Source organism: Streptomyces sp. NRRL S-378 (assembly GCF_000720645.1).
In the GTDB taxonomy this organism is placed as follows: domain Bacteria; phylum Actinomycetota; class Actinomycetes; order Streptomycetales; family Streptomycetaceae; genus Streptomyces.
Genome location: NZ_JOBX01000016.1, coordinates 25,185 through 50,301, shown reverse-complemented (window position 1 = coordinate 50,301; position 25,117 = coordinate 25,185). Strand labels below are relative to the sequence as shown.

The 25,117-nt window shown below is 70.0% G+C and carries 24 protein-coding genes; 10 read left to right on the top strand and 14 right to left on the bottom strand.

What is annotated here, in order from left to right; genetic code table 11:
- Positions 1-52 precede the first annotated feature (52 nt).
- From IH80_RS0114350 to IH80_RS42255, 3 genes are read right to left on the bottom strand one after another with little or no spacing between them, the layout of a single operon-like run.
- A complete protein-coding gene (locus IH80_RS0114350; RefSeq protein ID WP_030960632.1) occupies positions 53-901 on the bottom strand; it encodes a helix-turn-helix domain-containing protein in 849 nt (282 codons plus the stop codon).
- A gap of 8 nt (positions 902-909) precedes the next feature.
- The gene (locus IH80_RS0114345; RefSeq protein ID WP_030960630.1) at positions 910-1,464 is read right to left on the bottom strand and encodes a DUF6879 family protein; all 555 of its coding nucleotides are present in this window, start codon (positions 1,462-1,464) and stop codon (positions 910-912) included.
- Entirely contained in the window at positions 1,421-1,699 is a 279-nt protein-coding gene (locus tag IH80_RS42255; protein ID WP_078906526.1) for a hypothetical protein, read from the bottom strand. The genes IH80_RS0114345 and IH80_RS42255 overlap by 44 nt, the downstream gene beginning before the upstream one ends.
- A 99-nt stretch (positions 1,700-1,798) precedes the next feature.
- On the opposite strand from IH80_RS42255, the gene IH80_RS0114335 reads away from it, so the two are divergent.
- The 3 genes from IH80_RS0114335 (at position 1,799) to IH80_RS0114325 (ending at position 4,721) form a co-directional block, all read left to right on the top strand.
- Complete coding sequence (locus IH80_RS0114335; RefSeq protein ID WP_030960628.1) at positions 1,799-2,155, top strand: hypothetical protein; 357 nt, start codon at positions 1,799-1,801, stop codon at positions 2,153-2,155.
- On the top strand, positions 2,152-3,054 hold the full coding sequence (locus tag IH80_RS0114330) for a hypothetical protein (RefSeq protein ID WP_030960627.1): 903 nt from the start codon (positions 2,152-2,154) through the stop codon (positions 3,052-3,054). The genes IH80_RS0114335 and IH80_RS0114330 overlap by 4 nt, the downstream gene beginning before the upstream one ends.
- Positions 3,055-3,362: 308 nt before the next feature.
- Positions 3,363-4,721 (top strand): hypothetical protein, encoded by a 1,359-nt coding sequence (locus IH80_RS0114325; protein ID WP_158943453.1) that lies wholly within the window; start codon positions 3,363-3,365, stop codon positions 4,719-4,721.
- A 60-nt stretch (positions 4,722-4,781) separates the two neighbouring features.
- On the opposite strand, the gene IH80_RS39260 is transcribed toward IH80_RS0114325, so the two are convergent.
- Positions 4,782-5,843 (bottom strand): hypothetical protein, encoded by a 1,062-nt coding sequence (locus IH80_RS39260; protein WP_234432231.1) that lies wholly within the window; start codon positions 5,841-5,843, stop codon positions 4,782-4,784.
- 288 nt (positions 5,844-6,131) lie between these two features.
- On the opposite strand from IH80_RS39260, the gene IH80_RS44725 reads away from it, so the two are divergent.
- A complete protein-coding gene (locus IH80_RS44725; protein ID WP_158943451.1) occupies positions 6,132-7,091 on the top strand; it encodes a hypothetical protein in 960 nt (319 codons plus the stop codon).
- 393 nt (positions 7,092-7,484) lie between these two features.
- On the opposite strand, the gene IH80_RS0114310 is transcribed toward IH80_RS44725, so the two are convergent.
- Positions 7,485-7,721: a hypothetical protein gene (locus IH80_RS0114310; RefSeq protein WP_030960620.1), complete on the bottom strand. Its 237-nt coding sequence runs from the start codon at positions 7,719-7,721 to the stop codon at positions 7,485-7,487.
- Between the two features lie 1,322 nt (positions 7,722-9,043).
- Between IH80_RS0114310 and IH80_RS0114305 the strand changes: the two genes are divergently transcribed.
- The 4 genes from IH80_RS0114305 to IH80_RS43740 all read left to right on the top strand — a co-directional run bounded on the left by IH80_RS0114305 (position 9,044) and on the right by IH80_RS43740 (position 13,960).
- The gene (locus IH80_RS0114305) at positions 9,044-9,319 is read left to right on the top strand and encodes a hypothetical protein (protein WP_030960619.1); all 276 of its coding nucleotides are present in this window, start codon (positions 9,044-9,046) and stop codon (positions 9,317-9,319) included.
- A gap of 55 nt (positions 9,320-9,374) precedes the next feature.
- A complete protein-coding gene (locus IH80_RS0114300; protein ID WP_051809286.1) occupies positions 9,375-10,763 on the top strand; it encodes an RNA-guided endonuclease InsQ/TnpB family protein in 1,389 nt (462 codons plus the stop codon).
- 910 nt (positions 10,764-11,673) lie between these two features.
- Positions 11,674-13,335, top strand: a complete 1,662-nt coding sequence (locus tag IH80_RS43745; RefSeq protein WP_051809284.1) for a hypothetical protein — start codon at positions 11,674-11,676, stop codon at positions 13,333-13,335.
- Positions 13,336-13,420: 85 nt separating this feature from the next.
- The gene (locus tag IH80_RS43740) at positions 13,421-13,960 is read left to right on the top strand and encodes a hypothetical protein (RefSeq protein WP_158943449.1); all 540 of its coding nucleotides are present in this window, start codon (positions 13,421-13,423) and stop codon (positions 13,958-13,960) included.
- A 297-nt stretch (positions 13,961-14,257) separates the two neighbouring features.
- Here the strand turns inward: IH80_RS43740 and tpg are convergent, their stop codons facing one another.
- Together tpg and tap are read right to left on the bottom strand one after the other, a co-directional pair.
- Complete coding sequence (gene tpg / locus IH80_RS0114285; protein ID WP_030960613.1) at positions 14,258-14,812, bottom strand: telomere-protecting terminal protein Tpg; 555 nt, start codon at positions 14,810-14,812, stop codon at positions 14,258-14,260.
- A 90-nt stretch (positions 14,813-14,902) separates the two neighbouring features.
- Entirely contained in the window at positions 14,903-16,975 is a 2,073-nt protein-coding gene (tap, locus tag IH80_RS0114280; protein ID WP_030960611.1) for a telomere-associated protein Tap, read from the bottom strand.
- A gap of 170 nt (positions 16,976-17,145) precedes the next feature.
- On the opposite strand from tap, the gene IH80_RS0114275 reads away from it, so the two are divergent.
- Both IH80_RS0114275 and IH80_RS0114270 read left to right on the top strand, forming a co-directional pair.
- A complete protein-coding gene (locus IH80_RS0114275) occupies positions 17,146-17,535 on the top strand; it encodes a hypothetical protein (protein ID WP_158943447.1) in 390 nt (129 codons plus the stop codon).
- A 76-nt stretch (positions 17,536-17,611) separates the two neighbouring features.
- Complete coding sequence (locus tag IH80_RS0114270; protein WP_030960606.1) at positions 17,612-18,259, top strand: HNH endonuclease family protein; 648 nt, start codon at positions 17,612-17,614, stop codon at positions 18,257-18,259.
- 158 nt (positions 18,260-18,417) lie between these two features.
- On the opposite strand, the gene IH80_RS0114265 is transcribed toward IH80_RS0114270, so the two are convergent.
- The 7 genes from IH80_RS0114265 to IH80_RS0114235 form a co-directional block, all read right to left on the bottom strand.
- Entirely contained in the window at positions 18,418-19,149 is a 732-nt protein-coding gene (locus IH80_RS0114265; RefSeq protein ID WP_051809279.1) for a DUF6193 family natural product biosynthesis protein, read from the bottom strand.
- 256 nt (positions 19,150-19,405) lie between these two features.
- The gene (locus IH80_RS40815) at positions 19,406-21,151 is read right to left on the bottom strand and encodes an IclR family transcriptional regulator domain-containing protein (protein WP_158943445.1); all 1,746 of its coding nucleotides are present in this window, start codon (positions 21,149-21,151) and stop codon (positions 19,406-19,408) included.
- Positions 21,144-21,599, bottom strand: coding sequence for an RNA polymerase sigma factor (locus IH80_RS0114255; protein ID WP_158943443.1), 456 nt, complete (start codon positions 21,597-21,599; stop codon positions 21,144-21,146). The genes IH80_RS40815 and IH80_RS0114255 overlap by 8 nt, the downstream gene beginning before the upstream one ends.
- A 125-nt stretch (positions 21,600-21,724) precedes the next feature.
- Positions 21,725-22,000: a hypothetical protein gene (locus IH80_RS0114250; RefSeq protein ID WP_030960601.1), complete on the bottom strand. Its 276-nt coding sequence runs from the start codon at positions 21,998-22,000 to the stop codon at positions 21,725-21,727.
- A 195-nt stretch (positions 22,001-22,195) separates the two neighbouring features.
- A complete protein-coding gene (locus IH80_RS0114245; RefSeq protein ID WP_234432230.1) occupies positions 22,196-22,957 on the bottom strand; it encodes a hypothetical protein in 762 nt (253 codons plus the stop codon).
- Positions 22,958-23,021: 64 nt separating this feature from the next.
- Complete coding sequence (locus IH80_RS0114240; RefSeq protein ID WP_030960597.1) at positions 23,022-23,921, bottom strand: aldo/keto reductase; 900 nt, start codon at positions 23,919-23,921, stop codon at positions 23,022-23,024.
- Positions 23,918-25,108 (bottom strand): cupin domain-containing protein, encoded by a 1,191-nt coding sequence (locus IH80_RS0114235; RefSeq protein WP_030960596.1) that lies wholly within the window; start codon positions 25,106-25,108, stop codon positions 23,918-23,920. The genes IH80_RS0114240 and IH80_RS0114235 overlap by 4 nt, the downstream gene beginning before the upstream one ends.
- Positions 25,109-25,117 lie beyond the last annotated feature (9 nt).

The window sequence follows — 25,117 nt, the reverse complement described above, 5'->3', positions numbered from 1 at the left end:
CTACGGAGGCCACCGCTCCGTCCTCAACGAGATTGCGGGGAATTGCGGAACTTCACTCCAGGGCGTCGATCGCGGCTCGGATGAGGTCGCGGGCGGCGTCGCCGTGCACGGCCATCTCCGCGAGGCCGACGAACGCCTTGGCGTAGTCGGCGAGCTCGCGGGGCTGTGTCACCTTGATCTCCGCCATCAGGGTCTCCACCACGGCCACGGTGTCGTCGTGGAGGTAGAACGCCTCCAGCGGCCACACGGTGCGCTGCGCGGTGAACGGGATGATCCCCAGCGAGACCGAGGCGAGCGGCATCACGGCCAGGAGGTGGCGCAGCTGCCCGCGCATCGCCTCGGGGTCGGCGGTGCGGTAGCGCAGGACGGATTCCTCCATGAGGACGACGTAGCGGTGGCCGCCCTCGTAGAGGAAGCGGGAGCGGGCGATGCGGGCGGCGACGGCTTCGGTGACGTCGTTGGGGGTGCCCTGGAAGCGGGTGATCTGCTCCATGAGGGCGGTGGCGAAGCCGGGGGTCTGGAAGAAGCCGGGCGGGACGTTGGAGACGTAGACGCGGCAGACGCGGGTCTGCTCGTGCAGGGTGTTCCAGTTCTGTTGGACCTTGCGCATCCCGTCTTTGTGCAGGCGGCGCCACTCCAGGTACATGAAGTCGACGGCGCGGGCGGTGGCGATGAGGTCGTCGGCCTGGTCGTCGGCGTCGCAGGCCGCGCACCAGGCGCGGATGTCCGCGTCGGAGGGCGGAGCGTCGCCCTTCTGGATGCGGGTGGTCTTCGCGGGATGCCAGCCACACCGGGCGGAGAGGTCCCTCCCGGTGAGGCCGGCGTCCTTGCGGAGGTGCTGCAAGCGCACGGCCAGCGCCTCACGGGCCGCCTGTGCACTGGACGATGGGGATGCGCTCATGGGGCTGCTCAGGGGGCCTGGACGGTGTACTTCTCGTGCGGGACGCCGCGCTCCCACACGGTCTCGAAGGCAGCGTGGCACAGGGCGACGGCGGACGGGTCGGTGGTGCGTTCCTTGCCGTCGGCTGCCCAGTCGCCGGTGCCGGTGAAGTGGTGGAACTGCACGAGCCTGTCGTCCAGGAGCCAGAAGTCGTTGCCGGGCAGCGCGATGTCGGAGGCGCGGCGGCGGGGCAGCCAGCGCACGTCCTCTCCGGCCTGGAGGTTGAGCGGGGTGATGGCGTGCTCGTAGCGGATGTAGTCGGTGACCGGCTCGGAGACGATCCGGGCGCGGCGCATCACCACGCCGCGGGCGACGGCGTCCTGAACGAGCGGCATCCACTGGGGCCAGAAGGAACGGGCCGGGTCGAGGTTCGGGACGCCGGTGCGGAGGAAGGCGGCGTAGTCGTCCGTCTCGTCGCCGACGGCGTACTGGTCGCGCATCTCCAGGTGGACCGCCGTGCGGTGGGTGTCGGCGAGCAGTTCAGCGAACGTCGCGGTGTTCAGCTGCTGCGCGTTCAGCGGCATCGCACGCCTCCCTCAAGATCTGCACCATGTGGAACGGGATCCGGATCACCCGCTCGTGCGCGGGGATCCCCGTCTTGTGGCCGGCCACCCACTCGGTGGAGCCGACCAGGTTCTTGAGGAGGGCGTCGGCTTCCTCGCCCTGGAGGACCAGGTCCGCGCTCTCCTCTTCCACCCAGACCGTCGGTGATCCCTCTCCGCCGGTGTTGGGGTCGATCCCGACGAACCGTAGCGTCATCACGTACTCCCCTGGGACTCGGTTGCGCGTAGTTGCGCCGACCGTCCCGCAGGCCGGAACCGGCGTCAAGGCCACCTCCCCGGCGATCCTGATGACTGGGTGCTGGTCGTGCCCTGTGCGCTGACGCCGTCGGAGCGCGCCTTCGCCAAGGGCCTCGGCGAGGGTGCTGAGCGTCCCAGGATCCGTGTCCTGGACCGTGCCTGGCTGGACGACAAGCTGGCCCTGCACGCGGACCTGGAGGCCTCGTTCGTCCGGGACGATCTGCGGGAGGCCGCGCGCGACTACAGGGCCGAGCTGGCGTTCCTGGAGGGCGGTACCGACGACATCGTCCAAAGGGTCGGCGCGCTGGGCCGGCGGATCATCGCCTCGATCTGCACTGGTCCATCGATGTCGCCTACCGCAACGGTGCCGTGGTACAGACCCTGCGACCAAAGCACCCCCGTGCGCATGAAGTGAGCCCGATCTACTTCACCGTCCGCAGCAATCTGCGGGGTGCCGAGCCCGGCCTGGCGGCGGCGGTGCGGCGCGTCGTGGGATTCGGCACCGCAGAGGAACTCCTTCTACCCGCATCGGCCGTCCAGGAACTCAGGGTGCACGGCCCGGAGTGGCTTCGGATCGACGGTGGGATCGCCGAGGTACGGATGACGCCGCTGTCGCCCGCGCCGGGCGAGGGTCGCAGGGTCGAGCTGGTCTTCCTCAACGGTTCGGGCAATGTCGGAGCGGTGTACGAGGGGACCGTGCGCGCCTTGGGCAAGGGGCGGCTGGGCCGCAGCCTGGACCTGCAGTTCACCGGGTGCCGCATCACGATCTGCCACGCCGACGACGCCAGTGTCAAAACGACGGTGAACTGCGCGATCGACCTAACCGGCCTGTCCTGTGGCGATGCTCTCCAGGCCCTCGACCTCTACGGGCACGTGATGGAGGGGAGCGTCTTCCGCCTACGCCTCAACGGCAGCGAGATGGCGTCAGGCCGGTTCCCCGGAGCCGAATTTTCCCGGGCCGACTACGAGCGGCACGCCAGGCTCCGGCTGACCGTGGAAGACCTCCACATCGTGCAGCAGCACACATGGCACCACTTCGCCGTACCCAGCGAGCTGCGGCCCGCCGATTGGATGCTGCTGCGCATCGCCCGGCTCCTCATCGAAGGGCACTGCGTCGCCAATCCGTTCCTCACCAGCCTGACCATGGAACTCAACGGCGAGGACTCCCCCGTCCTGCGCTCGATCCTGCTCGGCAACGGCGCCGCCAACAGGGCACTGCTGACGAACTTCACGCTCCCGTTCGACAACCGTGAGCTGCCGCTGGGCGCCGTTCACGTCTACCACCCCCACGTCCAGGCCGCAGACGGCGAATAGGCCCTGGAAGCCCTGGCCGCAGGCCGTGCGGCGGGCCACAAGGTGACGCTTCGTCCCGCCGACGGGGAGCCGTACCGGCTCTACCTCAACCGGCCCGGCGACACCACCGACCTCAGCACCCTCACCCCAACCCCATTGGAACCCTCGGGCCCCGCTTCCCTGGCGAACGACGCCACGGACAGGGCGTCGGGAACATAGCAGCCGTGTCCGTCTCGGCTTCCCGGGTGCGGGCCGTCGGGCAGAATCGTGCGCCACCAGGTGAAGCAACGGAAAAGGGGTGCTCGGCATTGCAAGAACCTGAATCGAGCATGGCAGCGAACGAGACCCTCCTCGCCTTCATCCGGGCCCGGCTGGCCGACGAAGACGCTCGCCAGGCAGGACCGGCCTCGGCCGGGATTAGGGCTCTGGTGGAGGCTTTCGAAGCCATCGCTCCGCAAGCTCGGAAACTTGCTCCGGGGTTCGATACCGGCATAGCCGACGGCCTCGGCCAAGCCCTGCGGATCATCACGATGCAGTGGGCCCAGCACCCGGACTACCTGCCCGAGTTCTGCGTCGGCGACTCGGCCCGGCCTGAGGCCTGGACCGCTCTGGGAGTGCAGGACACAGCTGTCAGCCCAGAAGGGCAGCTTCTCGCGGTGCCGGGGAGCTGGCGTGTTCCTGGCATCCCCACAGCACGGCACTACGATCCAGGCCGCGAAGTCGAGGTACCCGGGAGCGAGGTGCAGTTCCCTCCGCTGCAGAACGGCCTGGACTACCTCCTCAGCGTCACCGAACACCTCACGGCCGGCGCGGAGCGGGTCAGCGCCCGGGACCTGAAATACGCGGTTCTGCACCTGGCTGCCGCGGCCGAGGTCCTCCTCAAGCACCGGCTCCGGCTGGAGCACTGGAGCCTGGTCTTCAGCGACCCGGCCAAGGCCAGGCGCAGCGAACTGGAAGCGGGAACGCTCAGCAGCTGTACCCCGAAGGAGGCCGTCGAGCGGCTGCAGAACATCGTGGGCGTCAGCATCTCGGCCGAGCAGACCCGCCTCCTGACCAAACTCGCCGGGGAGCGCAACGCGCTGCAGCACTTCGGGCTGGTCGCAACCGCTCGCGCGATCGAGAGCCGGGCCGGCGAGGTCCTGGACTTCCTCGTCGCGTTCCTCGATCAAGAACTCGTTCCCGCCCTCGACGCAGACGAGTTCAACCGGATCGAGATCGACATGGAGCGCATCCGTGGCGGCCTGGGGCAGATCAAGGGCTACACCACCAAGCGGATGCAGCGGCTCGACGCCGAGCTGCGAGACAAAGGAGACAGCGTCCTGCGGTGCCCCGACTGCCGGAACTGGGCGCTGCACGTCGCCACACCTGGCGTGGTCGTCTGCCACTTCTGCCATCGGGTCCACAACCCGATCCACGGCGCCGAGGCCTACGCCATGGAGATCCTCGGGCGCACGTGGGAGGCCTGCGGCAACCCGTTCGCCCCCGAGGGGTTCGTCGACGAGGGCTCTCCCGCCACCTGGTCACGACTCGCCGGCGTGGACCCCTGCCCGTCCTGCACGGCGCCCTCGGTCGTACGCGGCGCGCTGTTCAGAACTGAGCCGGCTGCCCCCGTCGACTTCTGCTTCATGTGCACCGCACGTACACCGACGCCCAGCACACAGTCTGCCGCCGACGGGGGCGACGGCTGACGGCACCGGTCCGACGGAGGCCGCTGCCGGGAGCCCGGCGCTCCTCTCGGCGTGTCGGTGCTAAGGCTTCAACAGCTGATCGAAGAATCCCCGCACCATGTTCTTGGCCGCCTGTGGGTCCACGAATTCGGCTCCTCCGAACCGGTAGACCTCGTACCCCTGAAGCCGGATTCTCCGGTCCTCCCGGACCATGTCGGCGTAGAGATCCGGAGCGGCTTTCCCGTCACGCGAGTAGTGCTCCTTCCCGTCCAGCTCGATGACGTATCGACGGCCGCCGGGAGCGAGCATGAGGAAGTCCATCCGTTGCCGCGTCAGCACCTTGCCCTCCACCCGCTGGATCCGCTGGTTCTGCGACACGGGGTCGTAGTGGAGATACACCTGCGGCAGCAGAGCCGGACAGTCATCAAAGCCTCGCTGTGTCGAGTACTCCCAGTAGGAGTCCAGCAGCAGCTGTTCCGGGGCGTTGAGGGAGGTCCTCAACCGGTTCAGGAGCGCCTGCAACCTCACCCCCTCGGGCGCCCCATACATGCCGTCTTGCAGACTCCACCACTTGGCGAGTGCGCCCCAGGTGAGACCTTCTGCTCCCACCGGACGGTCGTAGAGCAGGCAGTAGGCCTTGTTCCTCGTGATCTCGATGACCCCACCCGCGACATCCCTCCAGACGATCTCGGGCTTCTGCGCGGCGGCGAAGATGAGGTTGCGCAGCTCGCCGCGCAGCCCCCGCAGGCCTCCCGTGAAGCTTGTCTGCTCCCGTCGTTCCAGCGCCGCACGCCCTGGTGCGAAGATCCTGGTCAGGTCCGTGCTGAAGTCGTTGCTGCGTTCCATCCGGAACGAGAAGTAGCCCTGCTTGTCGTGGAACGGGATCTCGAATTCGATGCCGAGGCGACGCAGGACGGCCTTGAGGCAGCGTATGACCGCTCCGGTATCGGAGTTGTCCATCAGGCCTTCATGCTGAGAATCCTGGGGCAGGTCGTCGATCAGCAGGTCGATCAGAGCGTGTGCAGCCTCTTCGTCACCGCCCGCAGAGGGGCCGGCTCGCAGCTCGTTGATGACTGCACGGTTCAGCCTCGTGTATGTGTACCCGTCCCCTTGTACCGTCTCAACGAAGTGGTCCTGCAGCACGCTCGCCCCCTTTTGCCCTCGGCGCCCGGCACGGCCCGTACGCAAGCATGATGATCCCTCATACCACTGACACCGGGATGAGGCCCGCCCGATCCCGCCCCAGCTCCGTGTCCTCGGCGGCAGGACCGTCGCCCCAGACCCTGTTCGCTGTCGCCAACAGCGTCGAAGGCGTCGCCTACGTGGCCCTTTCCGCCGATGACGGGTACTGCCACGGCCCCTCGGGCACCCCAACAGCATGAGCTCGCCGTCGGTAGGCTCTCCAGGTCGTGGCACCACATGGGGGGGCAGATGGACATCAGCAGCTTCATATCCGAGGACGTCGGATCGGTCGCGGCGGCGGGGGCGGCGTTGCTGGCGATCCCCGGGGTCATCGTCGCGGGAGCCATTCAGGGCAAGCGGGCATTGCAGGGAGCCCAGGCCCAGGCTGAGGCCGCCCTGCAGGCGGCGCAGGAGCAGGCGGCGAAGGCCCTTGAGGCCGCACAGGCTCAGGCCCAGGCGACCCTTGAGACCGGGCGGTTCCAGGCACAGGCCACCTTGGAGGGAGTCCGGGAAATGTCCCGCGAAGCCCACGCCCAGTGGCAACGCGACCGGTGCCAGGAGATCTGGGCCGCGTTCGTCGCAGAGCTGGACCTCCTGAAGGCGAAGGAGAAGGCCACGAGCAATAGGCCGGAGGTGGCCGGCTTGTTGAAGGCGTACGCCACGGTGGAGCTGATGAGCCCGCCCATCGTCCTGGAGAAGGCGAGCCAGGTCAGGGACAAGGCCATGGAAGTCGACCGCATGCTGATTGCCCTGCGAATACAGGACAGATTCGCGGACCATCTGGAACGGGCCAAGGGGCGGCTGGAGTCAGACAAGGCACGGGGGGCGAACATCGCCGACAGCCCTGGGGGACTGGCTGAGGCTGTTCTTGGGCCGGACGGGGAGGACATGGTCGAAACGCCAGGGTCAGAAGAAGAGGACGAGGAGATGAGGGAGCGCTGGGAGAGGTCGATCGCAGCCCGCGCCGCCCTCGGAGCTCTAGCGGCCGTGGAGCGTGCGCAGGATGACCCAGATGCCGGAGAACAGGCGCGTCAGGCCCTGATCGCTGCCCACTTCGAGGAGCCGTATGCCGAAGTACTTGTGTCTGCCGCGCAGGTCGACCATGGCGAGCAGCGACGGAGGCTGGCTGCGAAGAAGGCGGAGATGGCCCGGCTGCGGGACGTCTTCGTGGAGGAGGTCCGCAAGGAGCTGAACGCGCTCGGCGGATAGACCGTCACGCCCCCTCCTGGCGGCATCGCGGGCCGTCGCCCGCTATGGGCGACAGCCCGTGCACGCGTGCCGGTCAGCAGTGGGGTACGAGGCGGAAAAGAGTGCGGCATCTCGCACTGCGCGGCCAGGGACCGGCTCGGAGATCACTCGCTGCACGCTGCTGGCGTACTGGGGCAGCCGCACTTCGGCGGTGGGTCATGAACGCCTGCGGCTGGCCCCCACCAGCACCCGAACTTGCGGACGGCCTGGTGGACCAGCATCCCGGGCGTATGCCGGATGAACCCGACGAGATCCGCGGCGCTCTCACGAAGATCATGTTTCTCGACGTCAGTCACCCTGTCCGCCCCAAACTGGTGGTGCAGGCGGAGGCTCCTGCGCCGACGCCGTAGGCGGTCAGAAGAGCGCCAGTTTCTCGTCGGCAGGCTCGGGCTCGGTGTCCTCGAAAATCGGCAGCAGCAGGTCCGAGCCCGTGGGGATGAGTCGGCCCGAGGCGATGCAGGAGATCGGCGGGAGCCCGTGTCGGCGGTTCTGCGGTCCCGGCGGGTCGTGTCGGGCCAGGTGCCGGGTGTCGGGGCTGACGGCGACGGATCGACGGCAGGCGGGGCAGTTGAGGCGAGGCCATGCGGGCATGACGAAGTTCCCTTCGTTGAGGGCAGGTTGAGGAGTCACGTCTCCGAGAACCGGGGCGTGTTCGGAGCGTAGGAGTGCCGGCGGAGCCTGGCTACCGGCGGCTGGAATCACGCGGGGAAGCTGCATCTCTGCAGGTGAAACTCAAGGAAACCCGGAGAAACGCAATGGAACAGACCTATCGGGTCGAGAAGGTCGAGATTCATCGAGCGACATCGAGGCCAACGAAGTCGAAGTTGGCCGGATCGGGTCAGATGCCCGCGCCGGACTCACAAGGGAACGGATTTTCGGGCACGACGGGTATCCCTTCTGGGCGGAGGAGGGGAGAGCGCCCCGGAGGTCGAGGCTTGAAGGGAGCGTACGACCGGCGGGAGGGCCTGGCGAGCGTCGGCTGCGGAAACCGGCAACGGGGACGTTGTTGCAGGTGAAAGGCTACGCAAGGTCCCGCAAGGGGACATGAGTGCCAACCAGTCGCTAACTATGACTCACTTCCGCGAGGTCGCCAGGGGCCAGATTGGCCGGATCGCGTTGTGGGTCGCGGCCGGCCCGCATTGTCGGGATTCGAGGCATGGCGGAAATCCCTCCCATAAAGGCGCGTTCGGGGTGCGGATCCGGCTCGATCGGAGCCGGTGAAGCGAGAGTAGGACGAGGGGCCTGGCGGATGCCAGCGGCGCCCGCCGAAACCCGCCATGACCTGCACGTATACAAGCTGCCCGAGAGCGTAGTCAGAGTGCGCGAGAGTGTGCTCAGAGTGTTGGCAGAGTGGTGCCAGAGTGCTCCGAAGGGCTGTGGAGCGGCGTGGAGGAGTTGGCTTGTTCCGTGTGCTGATGAGGAGTCTGACACGCTGTCCGGCCACGGCGAAGCGCCCCGGATCTGTCTCGGCCAGGGTGCTTTGCGTGAGTTTCGGTGAGATCCGGTGAGCGTTGATGAGGGGTGCGCGGTGTTCCGCCGGATTCGGCGGCCGCAGGTCGGCCGGATGTCGCCGAGCGCTCTGCGGGGGCGCGCTTGGCACCGGACGCTCGCCGGGCCTGCCTCCGGACAGGTGACTTCCTTCATCCGGGAGGGGGAGTGGTATCCGCCGGACAGCGGACAGCCTGTCAGCGGGCGTTCCTACGTTCGCTGCCATGCCTGAAGCACCGCACGTCCAGGGCCCCACACCCGCCAGGACCGACCACGAGCCCACTCCCCCACCAGCGTCCCGACGCCGACGAAGTGGCCCCGCGGGCCGCACCGGGCCACCTCCTCCTGCAGGGGCCCGCGCCCTTCCGGCCCCGGCCCTGTGCCGCGGGCATGCTGCGGGCGATGCGGAGGACAGGAGCTTGGTCGTGGAGCTGGACGGGGTGCTGCGGCAGGTACCGGCCCGCTACCACCGGGCGGGGCCGTTCGTGGGCCGGCTGATCACCGAGCCGTGGTTCCGGGCCGACAGCAGGTTCGGCGGGGAGTGCCCGGTGCCCGTGCGGATGGTCCTGCACCGGCCGATGGCTCGTACGGATCCCCGCCTGGTCGTCGTGGACGACACCGCGAGCAGCTGGGTCCTCAGCTTCACCGCCTGCCACGACGGCACCCCCTACACGATCACCGCCTTCTACCCAGAGCGCTGACCAGCACCCCTTTCAGCCCCTGAACACCCCACGTGCCGAACAGGACGCCACTGTCGTGACCGAGATCAAGCGCGCCTTCCGCTTCGCCCTGGACCCCACCCCGGCGCAGACCGAGTTCCTCCAGCGCTACGCGAACGCCTCCCGCTGCGCCTTCAACTTCGCCCACGCCTTCATGCTCGCCCATCACCACAACTGGCACCGCGGCCGCAACACCCTGATCGCCGCCGGCATGGACAAGGCCGAGGCGACCAAGAAGGCGCCGCGGGTGAAGATGCCCGGCCGGGACCGGGCGCAGGCCTTCTGGCGCGATACCCGCGGGCAGGGGTTCGTCGGCCCGCTCCGCGAAGGGGCCGAGCGGGCCGGTGCGTACGTGTGGTGGGAGGGGGTCAACAACCGGGCCTACTACACGGCGTTCGAGGACGCGGCGACCGCGTGGAAGAACTACCTGGACTCGGCCGCCGGCCGCCGGGCGGGCGAGCGGGTGGGGCTGCCCCGGTTCAAGGCCAAGGGCCGCTGCCGGGAGTCCTTCCGGCTGGTCCACAACACCAAGAAGCCCGAGATCCGTTTCATCGAGCCACGCCGGCTGCGGATCCCCGGCGGCGGCGGTCAGCCCGCGTTCACCGTCCGGCTCCACCAGCGCGCGTCCCGCCTCATCGCCCTCATCGAGGCGGGGAAGGCCGTGATCACCTCCGTGACCGTCGCCAGGGCCGGGCACCGCTGGTACGCGTCGGTGCTGTGCACCGTCGACCAGGCGATCCCCGACCAGCCCACCTGCCGCCAGCGCCAGGCCGGCCGTATCGGCGTCGACCTCGGCGTCAAGAGCCTCCTCGCCCTCACCGACCCCCTCCACCTGACCCCCGGAACCCCCGCAGCCACCCTGGTCGGCAACCCCCGCCACTACGACAACATCGCGCGCAAACTCGCCCGGGCGCAGCGCCAGATGGCCCGCCGCCACGTCAAGGGCGCCCGGCAGCAGTCCAAGGGATTCCAGGAAGCCCGGGACCGGGTGGCCAGGCTCCAGGCACAGCTCGCCGCCCGCCGCGTCACCGGCCTGCACCTGATCTCCAAACGGCTCGTCCAGCAGTACAGCGAGATCGCGCTGGAGACCCTCAACACCAAGGGCATGACCCGCTCCGCGAAGGGCACCGTGGACCGGCCCGGCCGCAACGTGCGCGCGAAGGCCGGCCTCAACCGCGCAATCCTCGACGCCTCCTTCCGCGAACTCAACCGGCAGATCGAGTACAAGGCCCGCTGGCACGGCGTCCAGGTCGCCCGCGTCCCCACCTTCTTCCCCTCCTCCCGCACCTGCTCGACCTGCGGATGGACCAACACGACACAAACCCTCAAAGACCGCACATTCCACTGCGAAAGCTGCACAATGATCCTCGACCGCGACACCAACGCGGCCCGCAACATCAAGAAACACGCCGTACCCGTCCAGTGACCTGGACCAGTCCCCTGGAAGAGGGGCTGTAACGCCCGTGGACTGCCACACCGGGCAGCACCACGCCGCCCACCCGGCAGAACGAAGCGGGAAGGCCCCCACCAGGGCCAATCTGAGGGGAAAGCCCTCAGCCACCCCTACAAGTGCACAGTGCGCCGAATGCCGGAATCGCTGGAACCTGACCACAACCACGACACCACTGGGCAAAACACCAGGTCAACAAGCCCGGTGCCCCCGCACGCAGGGGTGGTCCCTCGCGGCCGTCGCGGGCGTGACGACCCCGGAACCGGTGCCCCCGCACGCAGGGGTGGTCCCCACCCTCGCCGGAGACGGCCCCCGCTGCTGCTCCGGTGCCCCCGCACGCAGGGGTTGTCCCGGGGGTTCGTGATCTTGCAGGTCAGCCCCGGGCCGGTGCCCCCGCACGCAGGGGTGGTCCCTGCCAGGCGTAGCGCTCGGACAGGGCGACTCCCCGGTGCCCCCGCACGCAGGGGTGGTCCCTGTGCCGCCCCGGACCCGCAAGACCACCTCGGCCGGTGCCCCCGCACGCAGGGGTGGTCCCGCGGGTCCTGGTACCAGGTGCGCGTACATCGGCCGGTGCCCCCGCACGCAGGGGTGGTCTCCTTCACCGCTTACCTCCCTGGTGCTGCGCGAGCCGGTGCCCCCGCAAGCAGGGGTGGTCCCCAGCGGAGCCCCCATTGACGGGTGCGGTCCGGCAGGTGCCCCGCACGCCTTCACGTTCCGGAACCTGTTGATCCGCTACGCTCTGCGCGGCAGCCCACGCCTGCCAGCACCCGGCCGGACCGCCCCACGCACCGGCTGCGGACAAGGGTCACGGACTCGCGTGCAGTACAACAGAGCAGTTTGTGACCTTGCTGCGGCATGGGCGTGGGCGTGCCGGGTGAGGAAGATCGTGACGCAGGACAAGAAGCGCAAGCGGGCAGCGCGCGCGGTTCAGGAAGCGACCGGGCTGCGGTACAGCGCCGCTCGGCAGCTGGAGGCCGCTTCCAGGCCGGTGGATCGTCCGCCTTTCCTCTTGGGTGCTCTGCTGGCGGAGTGCGCGACCAAGCCGGCGGCGAGCGTCGATTGGGGTGAGGTCCTCTTCCCCGAGGTCCTACCCGACGTCTTCGAATCGGAGATCGTCGGTGGCGCCATCCCCTACAACTCGGTGCTGGCTCTGGCCGGAGCCCTTTCCGCGTACGGGCCCAACGACGAGCTGCGGGTCGAGTTCCTGGATCCGCTCGATGAGGCTGTCGTCGCGAGCCGGCGCAGGCGTTTCCTCATCACGATGCTGATCGCCAGCGTCGACGAGCTCTGCCGCAAGCCCCGCTGCCACGAACAGCCGGTCTTGAACGGCGTTGTCGAGTACTGCGAGCATCACCTCGCCCAGTGCAGCCCGGAGATCCTGACCAGCCTGGCCATCAATCTCGGCAGTTACGTCTGCATGGACGCGGCCGGCACCCTGGAACGCCGTGGTGGCAGCCCGGAAGTGGACATCCTGATCCGGGCAGCGACCGCCCGGGGGGCCTTCAGCCAGGTACGCGACGCGTTCCTGCATGCGGCCTACATGGACCCGACGGACATCGACGACACGTTCATGGAGGGATCCGCCGCGATGGAGATGCGCCACGCCATCGAGCGGGAGGAAGTCCGCCTCCAGGCGGTCGCCCGATCCGAGTACCGAAGCATCCGCAACTTCGCGGGCACCTGTCGCATGTGCGGGCAAGACCTGCGACGGCTCCTCTTCGACCTCCAGGTGCCCGCGGAATACTGCACTGCGGCATGCGCGCAGTCGAGGCGCTCGACCCCTGGGAGATCGAGGAATGCCCGATCTGAGGGCATAGAACCGCTCGGCCAAAGCTGCGGGGGTGGGTCCCGGTACCGCTTTCGGTGGATCCCGGTACGCGGCCGCTGCGGGCGCGGCAGCCTGGAGGCCGCGGGCCGGCCAGCGGGCCAGCCCGATCGCGTGCTCGGCGGGGAGGGGTTGGTCGTGGTGGACAGGGTGCTCAAGGCGTTGGGGGCCGCGCACGAGGGGGCTGTGGGGGTGCTGCTGGCCGACGGCAGCGAGCCGGGTCCGGTCTACTTCGACGTCGGCAGCGGAGCCCACATGCCGTCATCGACCGCATGGCACGCATATGACGGCCGGTACGCGCGGCCGCGGGCCGCGCTCCTGCGGGGCAGCTGTACATGCGGGTGGCGGGGCGCGGCCGAGTACCCGCTCGACTGGAGCAACCTCCCCGCCGACCAGCCGCTCTACGAAGCGGACGTCGACCTGTCCGGTCCGATCGCCGACTACGAGGCGCACCTGTCGGTCATCCGCGACGGCGCCGTCCCCCTCCCCGCAGGACTCGCCGGGCTGCTGGCCGAACTCGTGCGGCAGCTCGGCGAGCTGGCCGCCGAGGAACCGCTGGTCGCGTTGAAGGCCCTCGCCGACCTGCGGCACGTCATCGCCCAGACCGGCCAGGACGCGGCGTACGAGCTTTTCGACCGGGACGTGCCGATCGAGGAGGTGGCCGCAGCCCTCGGCACGAGCTCGGCCGCGGCCCGCAGCTACCTCAGCGACTACCTGCACTGACCCTCCCCGAGTAGGGAGTCCCCGCGGGGCGGATGTGGCCGATGCCGGTGCGCGGCTGGCGTCGGCGGGCGTAGCGTGGTGGGGTATGAGCGAGGTTGTGGAAGCCAGGGGTCCGAAGGTTCCGCCGAGTTTTCCTCCGAAGTCGCCGCCGCCGCAGAAGAATCCGGTGGAGCCGCCGCGGCCACAGCCGGCGACGAAGCCGAAGTCCCTCACCGGGGTGCCGCCCCGGCTGGTCGTCACCAGCCGACGGGCCAGGGTGCTGGCGTTCCGCGCGGACCGCTGGGCGGCGAAGAAGGCCGCCGCGCAGGCAGCGCTCGCCGTCGCCGAGTGGGACTACCCGCTGCTGGACGAGCACGACTTCCTCAAGACCGTCCACGGCCTCGTGGACACGGCCGTGGCGGCCGGCGGGAAACGCGTCAGCGTCCACCTCGCCGACCAGGACGACAAGATCCTCGTCATGGCCCTCAACCACCAGACCAGTGAGCAGGACGCGGCGGGAGCCGTGCCGACCGAGGTGGCGGTGCTGCGCACCGTGGACGCGTGTGGCGCCCATGCCGACCACGACGGTCACGCCTGGTGGGCGCTCCTCGACACCCGGCCCCGGCCGAAGAAGCGTCTGGCGTAGCAAGGGGAGCGGCGTTCACCCGGGGCTGTGAATGCGGTCGTTGGGCTTGGGCCGGGGCGGATGCTGTCGACCGAGGCGGTGACCGGCTACGTGTGACGGCGGCCGAGGTCCTGCCCGCGGTCGACAGCGCCCCGGGGGGCGGGAGCAGCCCGTCCGAAAGCAGCTCCCCGCAAGGGCTATTGCACCCTTCTTGCGGGCGGGACCGGTGTTGGCGCGCGGGGACGGGTGTGAGCCGCACCCGGACAGGTGCTCGTGTCCGGGTGCGGCCCAGCCGGGTCAGGCCCGGTGGCGGGGAGGTCAGAAGGAGACGTCGAAGTAGTCGATGTCGGTGAATTCGACCTGGAGCTGGTCGGCCCGGGTGCCGCCGTCCTTGAAGTAGATCTCCTGCAAGCCCTCGGCGACGATCGCGCGCAGGTCGCGGTCGTCGGCGCCTCGGGCGCGGGCGTCGAAGAGGCGCTGGGCGTAGGCGGGCGGTAGGTGGACGGTCAGGCGCCGCATGCGGCCGTCGTCGGTGGTCCCGACGGGCGCCGTGTACCCGAAGCGAGCGCGGGTCTCGACGGTGATGCCGGTGCTGGTGGCGGCCTCCTTGCGGCGGCGGCCGCGGACCACGGGCTGCCAGCGGGCGCGCACGGCCGCCTCGATGCGGTCCGACACTGCCTTCGGCGGGGTCTTGCGGTCGCCCTTGCGGTAGCGCTCGACCGACCGCTGGCTCACCCCTAGCTCGGCGGCGACCGCGCGGGTGGTCTTGAGCTGCTTGAGCAGGAAGTTGATCCGGCCCTTCAAGGTCTTGGGCGGGTCCTTGGTGAACGCCTCCTGGTCGGCTCGGCCGATGGCGTCCTCGATCTCTCCCACAGCGGTTCAGCTCCTGACAGGTGTCCGGGTCGTACACGGTGAGCGGTCGGTCCGCCGTGGCCTCCGGTCGCGGGAGGCCACGGCTCGGTGCTATTCGCCGTCGTCGAGGACGGCGTCGCCGCCCTTGATGTGGCGGGCCGGGTTGAGGCCCTTCTCCATCAGGTCCACCGCCCACGCCATCCCCTGCACGCCCTCCAGCTTGGCCAGGCCGGGGGTGGGGCCGAGGCGGAAGCCGCCCATCAGCGGCTTGCCCGACGCCGCGTACGGCAGGAAGTCCAGCGGCGAGGCGCCCGGGGAGGGGTAGACGACGCAGTCGGAGAGGACCGCGAGCGGGTACAGGCCGGTCAGTTTGACCATGTTGGCGAGCTTGCGGTGCATGTTGACGCGCGCCTTCGAGATCACGGCCGCGCGGATGTCGGGGCGCCAGGTCGGGCGCTGCATGGCGGGCCAGGGGTCGCCGTCGCGGTAGGTGCGGCCCTGGGGGCGTTCGCGGAGCTTGCCGATGCCGCCCTTGACCGTGGCCTTGATCGCCGCGAGGACGGCGGCCATCGCGGGGTCGGCCTGCTTGTGGTGCTCCATCGCCGCCAGGAACTCGGCGTCGGTGAGATCGGCGGTGACGCCGAGGTCGGCGAGGGTGTCCATGTACGCGGTCTTGAGCCGGTCGTGCCATGGGTCGAGGTAGGCGCCGGTCTCGCGGCGCAGGTAGGCCTCGATGGGGTGGACGTCGTGGCCGAGTTCCTGGGCGTAGGCGAGGGTGTGGGTCTGGTACCAGGCAGGTCCCGTCGGCCGGGTGCCGTCAGGGGTGAACGGCGACGGCAGACGCGGGTCGAGGTCGATGTGGGAGAGGTCGGCGAGCCAGGAGCCGGGGATCTTCTTGTTGAACACCGGCCGGTGAAAGTGGTCCGGTGCCGACAGGCCCACCACCAGGCGGGCGGCTGCCGCGAGGAAGGCGGTGTTCAGGTCCAGGCCGGCCGCGTACGGCAGCAGGCACTCCTCGTCGGACAGGAGGGCGGGGTCGCGGACCCACTGGTAGGCCTCCTCGTTCAGGAAACCGCCCGTCCAGCCCGAGCGGACGACGACTGGGTGCTCGGCAATCGCCTCCGGCGGCGCCGGATCCATCGGGTCCGAGCCCAGGGAGCCCGGGTTGTGGCCCGACACCCAGGTCCCGTTCTCCTGCACGGCCCTGGTGGGCGGGCGCAGCGCGGTCATCAGCTCCAGCCCGGACACGGCGGTGGAACCGCGGGGGGTGATGACCCGCTGCGCGTAGACGCCGAGGACGCGGGCAATGTCGGCCGGGGCCAGCTCGGCGACGCCGGGCCATGAACGGGTGTCGAGGGCGTCCCAGGACAGGACCGCGAGCTGCACGCACTGGCGTGCGCTGCCTTCGGCCTTGCGGTAGATCCGCGCCCACGGGCCGAAACCGCGCTGCGTGAGCCGCCACTTCGCCGCTCCGATCTGCCGCACGACCGGGTGGTCCTCCGCCAGGCGCAGTGAGCGGCGCTCTTCACGCCCTTCAAGTCGTTCGGGGAGGCCGAGCTTCACGGCTGCCGCAGCGGTGAGCACCACCAGCGGGTCGGAGTCCTTGCCGTTGCGGTTCAGGCGCGCAGCACCGAGCCCGGACTCCTTCAACGTCCACTCCACCAACTCGACCACCGTGGCGGCAGGGCAGTCCAGCACGACCCCGCCTGCGGCGTACGCGGATCCGTCGCCGTCCAGGACAGCAAGCGGGCCGTGGGGGAAGCGAGGGTCGGCCGGGGTGGCGGCGGGCTTGGCGGCCTTCTTCGCGGCGGGACGCCGCGACGTCGCCGCCGGACGGACCGGGACCTCGGCAACGGCCTTGCTGACGGGCTCCGCTGACGGGACGGCCGGAGCGGGCGTGCCGGACAGTGCGGCGGGCACGGGCGTGTTCGGGCGGGTGGGGTGCTGGGCGGCCCAGCCATCCAGCAGCCGCTGGTAGGCCTGACGGCGCGGCGGGCGGGGTTCGGAGCGTCCCGCTTCCCAGTTCTTCACCGACTGGGTCGTGGTCTGCAGGACCTGGGCGAGACGCGCCTGGGTGATACCGGCCGCCTCGCGCAGCCGGGCCCGCTCGGCCGGCGGCGGCATCTCGGGCTCACCGGTCAGCAGGGCATCCACGGCCGCGAACAGCTCATCCTCGGTTGGCATACGCCAACCCTAGCATCCCTTAACCTCAGATTCCGACATTTCTTAGCCTTGGATTTAACCTCGGTTGATTGTTCGGAACGCAAGAGCGGGTGCGGTGGTACATGTCAGCCAGGCGGGACGGGGTGCCTCTGCGCACGCCGCCCAGCCGTAGTGACCATGGCTGCCACAGGATGCCCAAGCTGCCGCCGTCGGGCGACGATGCCGAAGGCGGCTGGCTCCGCAGGCGCGCTCGTGGGCAGCGGGCCGGGCCCCTGGAGCACTCGATGGGGTACACCTGGCGCACGAGCGGCAACCGCGTCCCGTGCAGGCCGGTTGCCGAGGGCATGAACGACGAGAACGTCATCACCATCGAGATCCGGGGCCACGAGCCGGCCGCCGTCGAAGCCGCCCAGCGGATCTCCGAGCTGTTCCTCTCCAGCGGCCCGTGCCAGCTGCGCCGAACCCCGGGTGAAGCGGAGGTGCGGGTGCTGGTGTACGCGGACGTCCACCGGAGTCCGGACGAGGGCGGTTACCTCGACCCCGGGGAGCGGGCGGAGGACGCAGGCGCGTTTCTGCGGTGAACCCGCTCCCCCACCGGAGTGAGACGGCCCTGACCCGGTTCGGCCTGGCGGCCGGTGACGCGCTATCACCAAGTTCATGATCAAGAACTTGCGCCGGGGCCTCATGGCCGCCGCCCTCGCCTTCGCCGTCCTCGCACCTGCCTCCCCCGCCCAGGCCGACGAGGTCACCCTCATGGACGGGATCACCGCGCTGCCGGTCGCGGACGAGATCCGCGAGGGCTACAGGCGGGAGCTGTACCCGCACTGGAAGGACGACGACAAGAACGGCTGCACCGCCCGCAACGACGTCCTCATCGCCGAAGCCATCGAGGCGCCGACCGTCGGGGCCAACTGTGCCCTGACCGGAGGGGTGTGGCACTCCTACTACGACGACGTCCTCGTCCAGGGCGCCTCCGGCGTCGACATCGACCACATGGTCCCGCTCGCCGAAGTCCACGACTCCGGCGGCTACGGATGGACCACCGAACGCCGCCGCCGCTACGCCAACGACCTCGGCTCCGACGTCACCCTCGTCGGCGTCACCGCCCGCTCCAACCGGCAGAAGTCCGACCAGGACCCGGCCACCTGGATGCCGGCCCCGTCCGTGCACTGCCGCTACCTCGGCGAATGGGTCGCCACCAAGCACCGCTGGGGCCTCGCCGTCGACCCCGCCGAACGCGAGGCACTGCTCCGGCACGCGGCCGACTGCCCGAACACGAGGATCGTGTACGAACCCGCGCTCTGATCACCATCTTGCAAATGGGGCGGGTGCAGGCTGCAGGGTCGGCACCCGCCCGCCGAACTCGCTCGGGGGGCCAACGGGTACGTCAGGAAGCACCCGGCGCTTCGCTCGCGGCACGACTCTCTTCCCGCAGGTGACGGTCAGTGACTTGGTTGCGCTTGTCATCCATCTTGTTCGGCAGTTCCCGCGACGGCCGGACCGAGATCGGTGGGGAGGTGGCGCACTGCCAGGGCGACGGCTTCCTCGGCTGTGGCGGCCTCGCCGAGAACGTCATCGGAGTGCGGATGGCTCATCACGCGGAATGGGCTGCCCCTGTGCGACGGGACGATGGCCACCTCACTGCGGAACGGGTATCCAGTGCAGGAGCTGAAGCCGAGCGTCCAGTGGCTGGAGAATACATAGAGCTGTCGCAGCCGTGATTCTGCATGAGCCGCTTCCACGAGTTCGCCGAACCCTGTGAAACTCGGTTCCTCGGCCGCCTGCTCCCGCATTGTGCGCCACTGCAGCTCCACCACCGCGTCCGGCCCCCGTTCGTAAGCTTCGGCGCGCTTGCTGGAGCGCAGAAACGACAGCTCCGCCCGCAGCTCCCGCAGGCTCGTGCCCTGCCCCCAAGCCGCGCCGGCCCTGACGACATCCGCCAAGTCGGACGTAGCTCCGGTGATGAGTTCGACTCCGTGGCTCCAGCCGGAGACACCGAACCAGCGGCTCTCCGCCCCGATGTGAACGGATAGCGGCTTGCGTTCAGGGACCGACGAGGCGATGCCCGCCGAAACCAGTGGACCCCAGTCGCCAGGTACCACTGTGAGGTCGGTACCTAGTTCGGCCGCCAACTGTTCCAGCGCCGCAGCCAGGCTGCCCGCAGCAACCAGATCAGGGTAAAGGTCAGAGTCCACCTCCATATTCTGCCGCCGTGACGCCACCAAGAGAACGGCGATCAGGCGTCGCAGCGAGGGCCGTGGGCACGATACTCCGAGTGTCTGTTGCTCACGGCCCGAGGAGCCATTGACATCACACTCAGTCAGCCCCCACGGAAAGTGAGCCAGAACCCAATCTCGTGAACAAAGCCACCGCTCGCAGGAGGGCGTAGAAATCGGCCGCTGAATACTGCCGGGGCGAGCGACGGTTCGCCGTCTCGCCCCGGTGGCAGCGTCAGCGCATGGCTGGGCGGTATACGTGTTGCCGGTTAAGGGCCTCGGGGGTGTCGGGGAGGATCGGTTCAGGCTCGTCGTGGTGACCGAACAGGGCCTCGAACTCGCGCCATATGTCGGCGCTGTCCTGGTAGGCGACGCCCTCCTCCTGGGTCAGGTGGTGACCGGCTGTACGGGCGTCCACGGCTGCCGGGTCTGCCGCCTCCTGGTGAGGCAGTTCGCCGGGACGTACTGCGTCGGCGGAGACCGGGTTGCCGGAGCCGACGCCGGGGGACGGCTGGTGGGGGGCGTTCTGGCGTCCGGGTTCGAGCCGGGGCGGGTTCGCGGTCAGCAGTAGGGAGATCAGCAGGATCGCCGAGCGGCTGCTGAGGGTACGGGCCGCTTCGATGAGCCGGTGGCGCTGAGAGACAGGCAAGGAGAGCGCGACGCAGCCGGCCTCGCCGCCGACGCCAAGGGGGATGGCGACGCAGACTTCGGCCTCGGAGTATTCGAGCAGGTCGAACTGCGCGGCGTGCGGGCCGTTCCCGTCCAGCGTGCGGAAGAGGTCGCTGTGGTTGGTGATGGTGCGCGATGTCAGGCGGACGGGGCGGCGGCGCGAGAGGTGGTCCATCCGCTGGTCGAAGTCGAGCTGCTGCAGCAGGCTCTTGCCCAGCGCGGTGGCGTGCCCGGAGGCCCGGAAGTCGACCCACTCGTTGACCGCGGGTGTGGTGGGCGAGTCGGCGAACTGGTCGACGCGGATCTCGCCCTCGCTGTAGGTGCCGACGTACACGGCGGCGCCCGCCGCGTCGCGCAGGCCTGCAAGGACCTTGCTGATGGCCTGTCCTGCGGTGGGCGTGTTCGGCTGGAGCGGGCCGTGAGCGGAGGCGGTCGTGGCGTCCTGGGCGAGGATGTGCAGGGTGGGGCCGGGCACGTATCCGCCGTCTGTCACGGTGGTGAGGAGGCCTCGTCCGCACAGCCAGATCAGCAGGCGTTCGATCACCTGGTGGGGCAGGCTGGTCTTGCGCCTCAGGTAATCGGCGCTGACCGAGCGTCCGGCACCGCCGACGAGGTCGAGGACTTCCAGGACGCGCTGCACCGATTCCCACCGCTTGGTCGAGCAGCTCTGGGACGGCTGCTGCTGGAAGGTGTCCGTCACGGACGGGGCGCGCAGCGCCTGCGGCGCCCAGGGCTGCGCTGCGGCGGCGGACGCCTGGACTGCTGCAGCAGGTGCGGCAGGTGCGGCAGGTGCGGCTGCGGCCGGGCGCGGTTCGAGAGCGCGGGCCACTTCGTCGTAGAACTCGGGGTCCTGCGCGCCGGGTCGCTCGCGGCCGTCCGGAAGGCTCAGGCGGCGGCGCATCAGCGCACGGGCATCGCCATGACCGCACCTGGCTGCCTCTGACACGAGGAAGACGGCCCGATGTGTGCCGACCAGGCCCAGGACCCGGCAGGCGACGACGGCCAGGCGGAAGAGGGCACCAGGGTGCTCGTGGTCGGCGGCCCGCCCGAGCCAGTGCGCGGCCTGCTGCAGTTCACCGCGGCGCAGTGCGCGGCTGCCCAGGACGTAGCAGGCGTTGGCCTCAGCACGGTCTTCCCACCATGCTTCCTCTTCCCGCAGGGGTGCGCTGTCGGTCGCACCCCAGTCGCCTTTGGGGCGGTCCCAGTAGTCCCCCGGTTCTGCTTCGGTGTCCGGCGTCGCGGTGAGCCCGGCTGGAGCGTCCGGCGCCAGCAACCCGCCGTGGTCGCCGTCAGGCCTGCTCACATCACTCACGTCCCATCTCATCGCCCCGCTGTTTCACTGTCTCCACGCCGTCACGCAGCTCCTTGAGGAACCGGGCGAGCTGCGTGCCCACCGCAGCCGCGGATATCCCGAGCTCCAACGCGATCTCCTGGTTGCCGTACCCGGCGAGGTGGAGCTTGCCCACGTCCAGGCGCTGGGTCGGGCGCATCCGTTCCAGGACCGGAAGCACTTCGAGATCCAGGCGCATACGCGGTCCGTCGTCCGGCCGGCACGCCTCCACCCACGGCTCCAGCTCGTCCGCCGTCGCCAGCACCTCGTAACGGCCGTACTTGCGCCATTCGTCGATCGCCCACCGTTCCGCAGTCAGAAGCAGGGTGTTCATCAAACTCTTCGGAGCCCGCGGCGTCCCGGATCGTTCCTGCTTCAGGAGCTTCTCGTACGCGGCCTGTCCCGCGTCCTGGCACTGGGCCTCCGTCATGGTGGGAAACTTCCCCCGCAGCCTGGGGACCACCTGTTTCATGAAGGCCGGATGGATGGCCCTCAGCTGCTGCCCGAGTCCGCCGGAGTCCTCAGCCGGACTCTCACGCGGAAAAGAGGCGTCGATCACCGGCCGGCTCCCCGGCCGCGCGAGCCGGGCCTCCCGGGCACCGTGACCACCCGGACCGTGAACACGGTGCCGACGGGCACACGGACCGTGATGTCCACGGTCGGTGCCCGGCCCGGACCGGGTTCGGTCTCGACCGCGCGCCGGCGCGGCGGCCGAGCCGAGGCCCGGCGCCGCAGGGTCACAGCCCAGGGCTGGTACCAGATGGCACCCAGCGCGTGGCCCGCGCTCAACACGGCCGAGAGGTTCCCGGCCCATTCCCAGGGCGTCGTCATGCAACTGCTCCCGCTCTACGAAGAACCCGCGCGTAGTGCGCTGGTACTTCAGATACGGAAGCGAGAGCACGGGCATAAACAGGCGACAGAAAGACTTCGCAACCGACAACCGTTGACCGACCACGGCCGGACCTGTACGCCACCGACATCCGGACCGACCGCGCGAGCCTGGGCAGGAAGGGAGGGTGAGGCCGATCAGCGCCGCGGTGGTACGGGAGGTCTGCGGCCGGTCAGCGCATATGCGCGGTCCATCAGCGCGTCGGCGATGTCCGGGTACTCGCCACGGGCGACGGACTGGAGCATCTCGCACAGCGCCGCCAGCTCACCGACCCGCCCCGCCGGGGAGTCAAGAACATGGGCGAACTCGGCACGGACGCGGGCGGCGACCGCGGGGATGCGGAGGCTGTAGGCGTGGAGCAGGCCTGCGTCGAAGCCGGCCGGGACGCTGCCCCAGCGTTCCCAGTCCATGATCGTGAGCGGGGTGCCGGTGAGGTTGGCCCAGTGCAGGTCGGCATGTCCGGTGACCCGCTCGATCCGGTGCGGGGCGTCGATGCCGAGGAAGAGGGGGAAGGAGCGGCGCATCCACAGCGTCCGAACCGCCTCCCGCTCCGTCGCCACCGCGGCCAGGTCGTCCAAAGCGCCGCGCAGGTCGGCCCACCACCCGTGATCGAGGTCCGGGTCGGCGAGGAGTTGGGGGGTGTCCGGGGAGATGACGGGGTGGGCGATGTGGGTGAGGAGGTCGGCGTGATAGGTCCAGCCGTCCTTGGACCAGGCCGTGGTGGCGTGCAAGCGGGGCCGGCGAACGGCTGCGGGGAGCTTCTCGGCGCCGCTGATGCCCGCGTCCGGCTCCCGGCCGGTGGAGCGGTCTTCGGGGGTGGCTTCGACGCGGAGCCAGTGGTCGGTGCCGGCGCGGGTGCTGATGGTACGGGCGTTCCAGCCCCACGCGTACGTTCCCACAGCAGGTAAGCCGAGCCGGTGAAGGGCTTCCGCGTGTGCGGCTTCCATGCGCACGCGGGTGGGGTCATCGGGGGGCGAGTACATCGAGTACCTTCCTCAGCTCCGTGTCGTTGAGCGGTTCGTCGAGGGCTGCGACGGCGGTGTCCCAGTGGTCGCGGGTGCTGGCGGAGACGAGCAGTACGTCCAGGCTCGGGCAGGACCCGGCGGCCAGCAGGCAGGCCTCCGCAGGGCTTGCTTCGGGACGGATCAACTCAACCAGTTCGGGCGTCACCAGGTCGAGTAGTTCCCCACCGTGCAGGGGCGCGGACCCGAAGGCGAGCAGGCCGGCCGACCGGGCCTGGACCAACGGGCCGCGCCCGTCGAGGGCGCGGGTGATCGGTTGGGCCATGACCAGGCTGACCGGCTGCTGGACGGCGGCCAGGTGGTGGCCGGGCCCGCCCACGTCGCGGGCGAGAGCGAGAAGCTCCGGCACGGTGAACGCGTCCTCGGTGAACCCGGACCAGGTGGCCACCCCGTACCCGCCGATCAGACCGGAGGCAGCAAGGTCTTCGAGGACCGCGAAGGCGGCGCGGAGTTCGGCGTGCAGGCGGTCGCGGTCGCCGTGGCCCACGGTCTCGGGATTGTGGACGAACACGATGTCCGCCCGGCCCAGATCCGTAGTGGAGCGGCGGGTCTGCCAGTCCAGGAACCCGGGGTCCAGGCTGTGCCGCGCCCCGGCCAGCCCCGCGTGCAGGGCTCCGGCCGCGGCCGCTTCCTGGCCTTGGGTGCGGGTGTAGAAGCCGGTCTTCGTCGCCACCCGCACTGCGGGGAACTCCTCCAGCACCGGCCGCAGCTCACGGTGGACGGTGCCAGCGGCGTAGTTCGGGGCGGTGTCGATCCACCGGCTTCCGCCCTCGCACGCGGTGCGCGCCGCCGTGGTGGCGGCGCGCAGCCGGTGGGTGCCGAGGGCCGCTTCGGCGGTCACGAGTCCGCTCCAGTGACAGCAGCGGCCTGGCCCCGGACGAGGACCGTGGTCAGGTCGGCAATGTCGGCGACGGTCAGGTCGGCGAGGTGGGCGAGTTCGCCGAGCGTGGCGGGCCGGCCGTCGTGCAGGCGTTGGAGGGCGGGTCCGGCCGGGGCCGCGAAGTCCCACACCGTCCCGGCGGCCGCCAGACTCCACGCCCCGGTCTCGGGGTCCTGGTCAAGTCGTGCGCGCGGGCAGGTCAGCCGCACCGCCAGCTCGGGACGGGCGGGCACCTGGTCCACGTGCGGCACGGACGTGTGCGGGCGGCCGTGGTGGGTGGTGTCGAGAGAACGCGCCCACCGGCCGGTGATGGCAGGGTCGTCCAGCGCGGTCACCATCGCGTCGCGCAGGGCGGTGACGTACGCAGCCTGGTCGGCCGGGGCGCCGAAGCGGGGGACGTCGGTGCGGAAGCGGATGTCGTCGCGGAGCTGGTCGACGACCCAGTTCATGAGGTCGGCTCCGGTCTGGGTGGTGAGGCCGAAGGTGAGGTGGAGGGAGGGGGTGCCCTGGTCGGCGGTCACGGCATGCCACCAACCACGAGGGAGGTAGAGGAGGTCGCCGGGGCCCAGGACGATGTCGGCGAGCGGCTCGCCCTCGGGGACGTCGGGAGTCTGGGTGTCGCGCCAGGTGGGGGCCGGCCGGGTGGGGCCGTAGATCCGCCACCGCTTCGCGCCCTCGACCTGGCAGACCACGACGTCGTGGTCGTCCCAGTGGGTGCCGAAGCCCTCCGTCGCGGTCCACGACGCGTACGCGTTCACCTGCACCGGGGTCCGCAGGAAGCGCTCCAAGCCCTCGGCGGCGGCCGTGACCGGAGGGTGGATCTCGTCGATGGCGTCGATGACGAGGGATGCGCCTTCGCGGATGCGGGCGTGGAGTTCGGCGGGCTGGATGCGGTGCCAGACCACCGAGCGGCGGGTCGTGACCGGGACCGCGTAGCGGTGGAGCGGCACCATCTCCCCGCCCCGGGACAGCCGCAGGCGGGGTGGCTCCAGGCGATGGGTGGCGATGACCTGGTTGAGGGTGGACCAGGAGACGAGGGGCGTGAAGTCGTCTGGCTTGCCGCGGACGACGAGGTGGGAGCGGAAATACGACTGGGCGAGGAAGTGGTCCCCGCCCAGCCGCTCCGCCCACGAAGGGGCGTCGAACATCAGAAGGTC